The organism is Pseudorhodoplanes sp., assembly GCF_050250235.1.
Classification (GTDB): Bacteria; Pseudomonadota; Alphaproteobacteria; order Rhizobiales; family Xanthobacteraceae; genus Pseudorhodoplanes.
Window position 1 is genome coordinate 1 of sequence record NZ_JBFWPA010000212.1, and the last position, 7408, is coordinate 7408.

Genomic DNA, 7408 nt, shown 5'->3' on the forward strand with positions numbered 1-7408 from the left:
GACCCGCAGCGCCTTGGCAATCCGTCTGTCGCGCTGGAGGGCGAGATCTCGCTCAAGGTCAAGCGAGTCCTCAGCGCCGGCGTTCTGCTCGGCGTCCTCCGTTACGCGCACGTCGTCGAAGTCCGCCTCTCCAGAGATGAGGAATCGGAGCAACGCGCTTTCCAACTGCCGGACATTGCCAGGCCAGGAAAAGGCCAGGAATTTTGCCAACACGTCTCCGGGCATCTTCCGGACCGGATGGCCTTCCTGCCGTGTGATGCGAGCGAGCAGGTGTTCGATCAGGAATTCGAGATCGTCCCGCTCCCGTAGCGCGGGCATATGGAGATTGAGGACATTGAGGCGATAGTACAGATCGAGTCGGAAGCGGTTTGCGCGAACCATCCGCTCCAGCGGGCGGTTGGTTGCGCAGACAAAGCGGACGTCGATCGGAATGGGCGATGTGCCGCCGATGCGGACGATCTCCTGATTCTGGATAGCGCGGAGCAGGATGGCCTGCAAGTGGATCGGCATGTCTCCGATTTCATCCAGAAAGAGCGTGCCTGAATTCGCAAGCTCGAACTTGCCCGGCTTGCCGCGCGGGTTGGCGCCGGTAAAGGCGCCGGCCTCGTAGCCGAACAGCTCCGCCTCGATCAGCGTCTCCGGCATCGACGCGCAGTTGATCCAGACGAACGGCCGGCCGGCGCGGTCGGAATGTGCGTGCACGGCGTTCGCGGCGAGCTCCTTGCCCGTGCCGCTCTCGCCCTGGATCAGCACCGGCTGCGACTGCCGGGCCGCCTGGCGGATGCGCTGCCGCAGAGCCTCCATGCGGGGACCGGCGCCCATGATGTCGTCGAGGGTGTGCCGCGCGATCCAGCCGCGCTGCGTGCTCTGGAACGACAGCTCCTGGCGCACGGCGACAGACGCTGCCTTCTTCAGCGCGCTGAGGCTGGAGAACAGCGCCATGCCCACCGCGCCGATGATCTGCGTGTCCTGGTAGATCGGTACCTGCCGCGTAAAGAGCTGCTGTCCGCGCACCTCGAGCGGCGCGCCGTGCACCACCATGTCGCCGCGCGCGACGAGGTGCAGCTTGGTCTTCGGCGACACCACGTCGGTGATGTGGTGCCCGATGAAGTCCTCTGGCTTGCCGCCGAGCAGCTGGCAGTACGGTTCGTTGATCAGGACGACGCGGCCATCGGTGTCGACCGCGACCAGGCGGTCCGAGATGTGATCGAGCAGGCGGCGCAGGAAGATCGTTTCGTTCTGACCGGAGGCGAACCATTCTGGCAGGGCCATAGCATTATCTCATATTCGAGAAATATTCTCATATATGAGAATATTGGCTCGGCGATGATCGGTCAATCCACGCCAGCCGCCGAAATTCTCCTGCGTCCTCAATGTGCTACAGCTTGCGTCGCGGTCGGCTTGTGTTGGCATGACGCCTGCTATTGCGGCCGTGTCGGACCACCGCCGCGTGGTCCATCGCTGTTGAGAGTGGGGGTGGGGGCGCAGATGCGGATTAAGCGCAGACGCAGCATCAACGAGATCGTCGCTGCGCTGCGGCGGATCGATCAAATGGTCGCCGGCGGCCAGCGGCTCACGGACGTGCTCAGGCAGGAGCAGGTCACCGCGATGACATTCTATCGATGGCGCAAAAGGTACGCCGGGCTGAGCGATGACCAAGTCGAGTGGCTTGCAGACATGCAGGCGCAGATCGCAGACCTGCGCAAATTCGTCGCGAACCTGACCGACGAAAATCGCATCTTGAGCGCGGTGTCGCGTGAACTGCTCGCGGATCCGGCGGCACGCCGGGCCCGCGTGGACCATGTTGTGGCAATGCTCGGCGTGTCGGAGCGGCGCGCCTGTCAGGCACTCGGTCAGCACCGCTCGACGCAAAGGAAAGTGATGAAGTCGGCGAAGGTCGCGAATGGCCAGCGGCGCGATGCTGACCGATCTACGAGCATTCGGTTAGGTATCGAATAAGACTGAGAGCGGAAAGGAAATTGCGTTCGGCACCGGTTGCAACACTTGTCGGCGGGTGCATTCGCTCGCCGCACGCGCGAGCTGGACAACACTGCTCTATGAGCGTGCGAAATAGATAGTTATTTCCGTTGGACAGCCAGGTCCTGCGACGTCTGCACATACGACACGCCTCGATCCTTGATTAGGCGCACAGCCTCAAGCTTGAGTTCTCGCGTGAACTTCCGCCTCTCCATGAAGCACCTCCGGTCCCATGAAAACGTCTAACTCGGCGTCTTCGGAGCCGGGTGCAGGCCAACCATCAGCATGGTCAACTCATGGTCGGAACGCGAGCGCGGCGATCCGAGCGAGATGGCCTCAAGGCCTTTGGCCCGGCTCTGGTTTTGCGGTCGTCAAACAGTTCATCGGGCATCGGGCGCTTCCCGCGCGGCGTCGATCATCTCGCCGATCAGCCATTGCAGACTGGCGTCCCTCTCGGCGCGCTGATGCCAGACGGCCTCGAACTGCACCTCGAGCGGCTCGTAGGGCAGATCGAGTATCGCCACCATCCCTTGCTTCGCGGCCAGGCTCGCCAGGCTGAGCGGTAATGTCGCCACCATGTCGGTCGTCTGGAGCATGTGCGGAACCGCGGCATAGTACGGTACGGTGACTGCCATGCGACGACCCAGTTCCTCGCTGTCGTCGCTTTCGTGAATCAGCAATCTTTCAATCCATACGCGCCGCTGCAGCCTGCGTTCGTCCAGAAATCCGTCGGTGGGCGGTTCCTCGCTTCCGGTCATTTCAACGACGACATAGGGAAAGGCCAGCAGGCGTTCCTTGGTGACCTGGCCTTCCGTCAACGGATGCTTGGGCCGCACGATCACCGCCTCCCTGTCCACGCGGATCGTGGCCCGGCGCATGCGGTCTGGAACCTCGCCGAACCAGCCTGTTACCAGATCGATCCGACCGTCGTCGAGATGCCGGACGACGTCGAGGCGGCTGTATGGAAACACGCGCAGTCTGATCTGCGGCGTCGCTTTGGCCATGCGGGCGACAAGCGGGGTGATCACTGTGACGGCGCTATATTCAGTCGCGGCAATGCGGAACGTGCGGACGGCATCGGACGGCACAAAGGGCTTGGCGCCGATTGCGTCGTCGATTTTCGTCAGGCCATCGCGGATGCTGGGCGCGAGTTGGATTGCGCGCACTGTCGGCTCCATGCCGCCTTCGCCGGGGATGAACAGCTCGTCGGCAAGCTCCTGCCGCAACCGCGACAAGGCGTGGCTCACCGCGGACGGCGTAACACCAAGCTCGTGGCTGGCGCTGCTGACACTGCGGTGCAGCATGACCGCCTCGAAGACACGAAACAGGTTCAAGTCGATTCGGTGTTTCGCCACGACATCGTCTCCATGCAGTACGGCGTCCTTGAAGAGCCGTCATTTGAGTAGGTTCGCCCGGCAGCGTCATGGACGCCGGCTTCTTGATGAAGGTGGGACTTCAATGATGCTATCGACCGTTTCGAAGTTGTCGCGGAATTTTCGGCCGCGCGACTTGATGCCGATTGTTGGTCTGAGACTGCGCCTTGCCCATCGGTCGGCTCCCGAGGGTGTCATGTCTGTTGCAGACCGCGGCGGGCTTGTCGAGACGCCTCTCGCCTTCTTCAGGCGCCCAGTGATCTTGGCCCAGAACGCGCAGCCGACAGTTTCCGAATCGAAGACGTCGTCGCGCTGATCCCAGCCGACGCCTAACATTTCGCCTGGGCCACCATATGAGAGCCGATCAGAAATGCCCGCCCTTCAAGAGAGCGATGAAGCATATTCATGGTTGACCCACTTTGCTTCTAAGTACACTTAAAAGGATTCGTCTCGATTGTCTGCGAAGGGGGCTCGCAAGATTATGGATTCTCTCATCTCTCGAGCGGTTGCGAAAGTCTTCGGGATGGGCGCTCTCGATCGAGAGCATCGCTAGATCGAGAGCATCGCTCTGCCGACTGAATTCATATCCGAGTGTCACACGTCGTTTGTCGCGGCCCGCGGCGAAGGCCCGCTTTGGATATTCGACAAGGCTTCCTGAAATGCCTGCCATCGCAATCAACTGTGATAGGGTCCTGTCCATTATCGGCGAGGTGATCCGCGTCGCATTGCCGCCGCAGATCCGCGACGATCCGGAAGGTCCGCGGTACGGCGACCTCGCCGTCGTCAGGGAGGCCAATGGGATGAAAAGCTCGGCGCGATGATGGCACTTCTGCGCCGCGGTAAGGATGTCGCCCGGATGGCGCAGGTTGCCGGAGAGGAGGGGATCGGCCTCGATGATTTCATTGCCGCCGAGGCGGCCCGCTTCATGGACAGGGTGTTCTTGCAGCAGGACTTCTTTGACAAGATCGACGTCTCGGTCTCGCTCGAGCGGCAGCGCCAACTCTTTGAGCGCGTCGAAGCTATCGCATCCCGCACCTACGGGTTCACCGATAAGGAGGCAGCTCGCAACCACTTCACGAAGATGACTTCGTTGTTCAAGAACTACAACTACGCCGCTCCTGGGTCAGGCAAGATGACGCGGCTGCTTGCGGAGATCGATGCGCTCGATGCCCGGGCGCCGATTGCCACAAGTAAGATATAGTCCCGGATCGGGCGGAAACGTCTCCGACCGCAACCGTCGAGAAAACGCCGGGAAGCAGAAACGGCAGAGAGCGGCAGCGAGAAGAATGGGAGGAGCATGCAACCATCAGATGACATGAACCTTGTTTATATGCTGGGCATGCTTGCGAGTGGTCTTGCGTTGTTTCTCTTCGGCCTGCAACTGCTGACCGGCGCGCTCAAGGCCATCGCAGGCGCACGGCTGCAAACGGTGCTGGGCGGCCTCACCGCCAACCGCTTTCGGGGCTTGCTCGCCGGTGCCGGCATCACCGCGCTGTTGAATTCCTCGACCATCACCACCGTGCTCATGGTCGGGTTCGTGTCGGCGGGGCTGATGACGCTCGGCCAGACGGTGCCGATGATCATGGGGGCCAATATCGGCTCCACCTTCACGGCGCAGATCATCGCCTTCGACGTATCGGCGCTCACGCCGTTCATGCTGGCAGGCGGATTCATGTTCTACGCCTTTGCCGGCAAGGACCTGCTCAGGCAACTCGGTGCCGTCGTCTTGGGCCTCGGCCTGCTGTTCCTCGGCATTCAGTTCATGGGCGACGCGACCCGTCCGCTGCGGACATTCCAGCCCTTCATCGATGCCATGCAGAACATGAAGAATCCGCTTCTGGGCATCCTGGTGGGCGCGATCTTCACCGCCGTCGTGCAGAGTTCCGCAGCCACGCTCGGGATCATCATCGCGCTCGCGAGCCAGGGGCTGATGCCGCTCGAGGCCGGCATTGCGATGATCCTGGGGACGAATATCGGCACCTGCGGCACCGCGCTGCTCGCCGCGATCGGCAAGTCCGCCGAGGCGCTGCAGGTCGGCGTGGTGCATCTGCTGTTCAATGTCTTCGGCGTGCTGATGCTGGTCTTCATCATCCCGCAATATGCCGACTTCATCCGATATATCTCGCCGAGCGCGCCCGAACTCGAAGGCGTGGCGCGGCTCGCGGCCGAAACGCCGCGGCAGGTCGCAAACGCCCATACCATGTTCAGCGTCGTGAGCACGCTGATCCTGATCTGGTTTGCCGGACCGATCGCCAAGCTTGCGCAACTCATCGCGCCGGCGGCCCCGCCGGACGACACCAAGCGCGCCGGCGACCCGATCTATCTCGACGATACTTTCCTGGTGGTGCCGTCGATGGCGCAGCAACGTGTGCAGATGGAACTGACGCGGCTGGGCAAGCAGGTTCTGGATATCGTCCGCAAAGGCGCGCCCGTGGCCGTCGGCGGAACCATCGAGGACATCGCGGATCTCTTGGAGCAGAACCAGGAAGCCGACCGGCTGGCAACCGCGATTTTTCTCTATATCGGACGCCTGTCCCGGACGGAGCATTCCGAAAATCAAGGCAGGCAGCTCATCGACCTCACGCAGGTCGTTAGCGGTCTGGACGGGATCCGCGACGTGGTGACGACCAATCTGACCTCGTTGAGCCAGCAGCGGCTGACTGAGGGGATCGACTTGGCGCGGCTGCGGGACGAGAACACGGTTCGGTTCGGGGATACCGTCATCGGCAACCTCGAACAGGCGATGGAAACCATTGGCCAGCCGGAAGCGGAGAAGTCGGCGCAGGTGGTGGCGGCGAAGTCCGAAATCGAAGCGCTGGCGGTTGCGGCCCGCAACAGCATTCTCGAAAGGCTCAAGCTGGATGACAAATCCGATGTGCTGAGCTTCCGGCTGGCCAGTGACATCATCGCGCAGTTCAGGGAAGTCGCACATTTTACCAGGATGATCGCAAGGACAACGCAAAACCTCCAACCGATGGTGGAACCAAATGAGCAAGACCAAAACCAAAACCAAAACCAAAACCAAGACCAAGACCAAGACCAAGACCAAGCAGCCTGACCATAGCGAAAGCGCGCCGTCGAACGGCAAACAGAAGCTCAAGCGGGCGGAGTACGAAGCGGAAATGGCGAAGCTGCATGCCGAGCTGGTCGAGGTGCAGTACTGGGTCAAGCATGCGGGAGCGAGAGTCATCGTGATTTTCGAGGGTCGGGACGCGGCCGGAAAGGGCGGCGTGATCAAGCGGATCACCGAGCGCGTCAGCCCGCGCACCTTCCGCCTCGTCGCCCTGCCCGCGCCGACCGAGCGGGAGCGCTCGCAAATCTACTTTCAGCGCTATATCGAACATTTCCCGGCTGCCGGCGAGATCGTCCTGTTCGACCGGAGCTGGTATAACCGGGCCGGCGTCGAACGGGTGATGGGATTTTGCACCGACGAGCAGTACGAACGGTTTCTCGAGCTTTGCCCGGCCTGGGAGCGGGACATCATCGATTCCGGCATCACCATCATCAAGTACTGGTTCGAGGTCAGCAAGGAGGAGCAGACCCGCCGGTTCATCAAGCGCATCACCGACCCGCGGAAAACCTGGAAGCTGAGCCCGATGGATCTGGAGTCGCACCGGCGCTGGTACGATTTTTCGCGTGCGCGCGACGCCATGTTCGCTGCCACGGATACGGATGTATCGCCGTGGCACGTCGTCAGGGCCGACGACAAACGGCGCGCCCGGCTGAACTGCATCTCGCATCTTCTCAACCTGATTCCTCATAAGAAGCTCGCCCGGAAGAAGGTGGTTCTGCCGGACCGGCAGAAGCCGCACGGATACGAGGAGCCGGAATACGGCTATAGGTTCATTCCGGAGAAATATTGAATGCCCGTAGAGGAATTGGCTTTGCCGCGTCATCCGATTTCGTTGCCATCACAACAACGTCGCATGGTCGAGAAGCCTGCACTGCGAACGGAAATGGCTGTCGGCGAGGCTCTGCGCGCGGTCGTTCAGGACGTCTGCACCACGGCGCGTTCGGCAATCGAAAATCCAGCGAACTCTGATGCGGTGGCCGTGCAT

Annotated in this window: 8 protein-coding genes; 6 read left to right on the top strand and 2 right to left on the bottom strand. The window is 61.6% G+C overall.

The window, feature by feature from the left end; translation table 11 throughout:
* The coding region (locus tag AB7F49_RS36615) for a sigma-54 interaction domain-containing protein (protein WP_428532015.1) at window positions 1-1272 on the bottom strand (1272 nt) is incomplete at its 3' end.
* A gap of 216 nt (window positions 1273-1488) precedes the next feature.
* On the opposite strand from AB7F49_RS36615, the gene AB7F49_RS36620 reads away from it, so the two are divergent.
* Window positions 1489-1959 carry a transposase gene (locus AB7F49_RS36620; protein WP_428532036.1) on the top strand — a complete coding sequence of 157 codons (471 nt, stop codon included), beginning with the start codon at window positions 1489-1491 and terminating at the stop codon, window positions 1957-1959.
* Window positions 1960-2357: 398 nt separating this feature from the next.
* Here AB7F49_RS36620 and AB7F49_RS36625 read toward each other — a convergent pair whose 3' ends face one another.
* Window positions 2358-3332, bottom strand: a complete 975-nt coding sequence (locus AB7F49_RS36625) for a LysR family transcriptional regulator (protein ID WP_428532018.1) — start codon at window positions 3330-3332, stop codon at window positions 2358-2360.
* A gap of 677 nt (window positions 3333-4009) precedes the next feature.
* Between AB7F49_RS36625 and AB7F49_RS36630 the strand changes: the two genes are divergently transcribed.
* From AB7F49_RS36630 to AB7F49_RS36650, 5 genes are all read left to right on the top strand, one after another.
* Window positions 4010-4171: a hypothetical protein gene (locus AB7F49_RS36630; RefSeq protein WP_428532021.1), complete on the top strand. Its 162-nt coding sequence runs from the start codon at window positions 4010-4012 to the stop codon at window positions 4169-4171.
* Window positions 4171-4551 carry a hypothetical protein gene (locus tag AB7F49_RS36635; RefSeq protein WP_428532024.1) on the top strand — a complete coding sequence of 127 codons (381 nt, stop codon included), beginning with the start codon at window positions 4171-4173 and terminating at the stop codon, window positions 4549-4551. Before AB7F49_RS36630 ends, AB7F49_RS36635 begins: the two co-directional genes overlap by 1 nt.
* Window positions 4552-4665: 114 nt before the next feature.
* Window positions 4666-6408 carry a Na/Pi cotransporter family protein gene (locus AB7F49_RS36640; RefSeq protein WP_428532027.1) on the top strand — a complete coding sequence of 581 codons (1743 nt, stop codon included), beginning with the start codon at window positions 4666-4668 and terminating at the stop codon, window positions 6406-6408.
* Entirely contained in the window at window positions 6338-7213 is an 876-nt protein-coding gene (gene ppk2, locus AB7F49_RS36645) for a polyphosphate kinase 2 (protein WP_428532030.1), read from the top strand. Before AB7F49_RS36640 ends, ppk2 begins: the two co-directional genes overlap by 71 nt.
* Window positions 7214-7408 (top strand): hypothetical protein (locus tag AB7F49_RS36650; RefSeq protein ID WP_428532033.1); only part of this gene is annotated, 195 nt, incomplete at its 3' end.

Coding starts and splice junctions, on each gene's coding strand:
- AB7F49_RS36630 (WP_428532021.1), top strand. CDS start 4,010: ATGCCTGCCATCGCAATCAACTGTGATAGGGTCCTGTCCATTATCGGC.
- AB7F49_RS36620 (WP_428532036.1), top strand. CDS start 1,489: ATGCGGATTAAGCGCAGACGCAGCATCAACGAGATCGTCGCTGCGCTG.
- ppk2 (WP_428532030.1), top strand. CDS start 6,338: ATGAGCAAGACCAAAACCAAAACCAAAACCAAAACCAAGACCAAGACC.
- AB7F49_RS36640 (WP_428532027.1), top strand. CDS start 4,666: ATGAACCTTGTTTATATGCTGGGCATGCTTGCGAGTGGTCTTGCGTTG.
- AB7F49_RS36635 (WP_428532024.1), top strand. CDS start 4,171: ATGGCACTTCTGCGCCGCGGTAAGGATGTCGCCCGGATGGCGCAGGTT.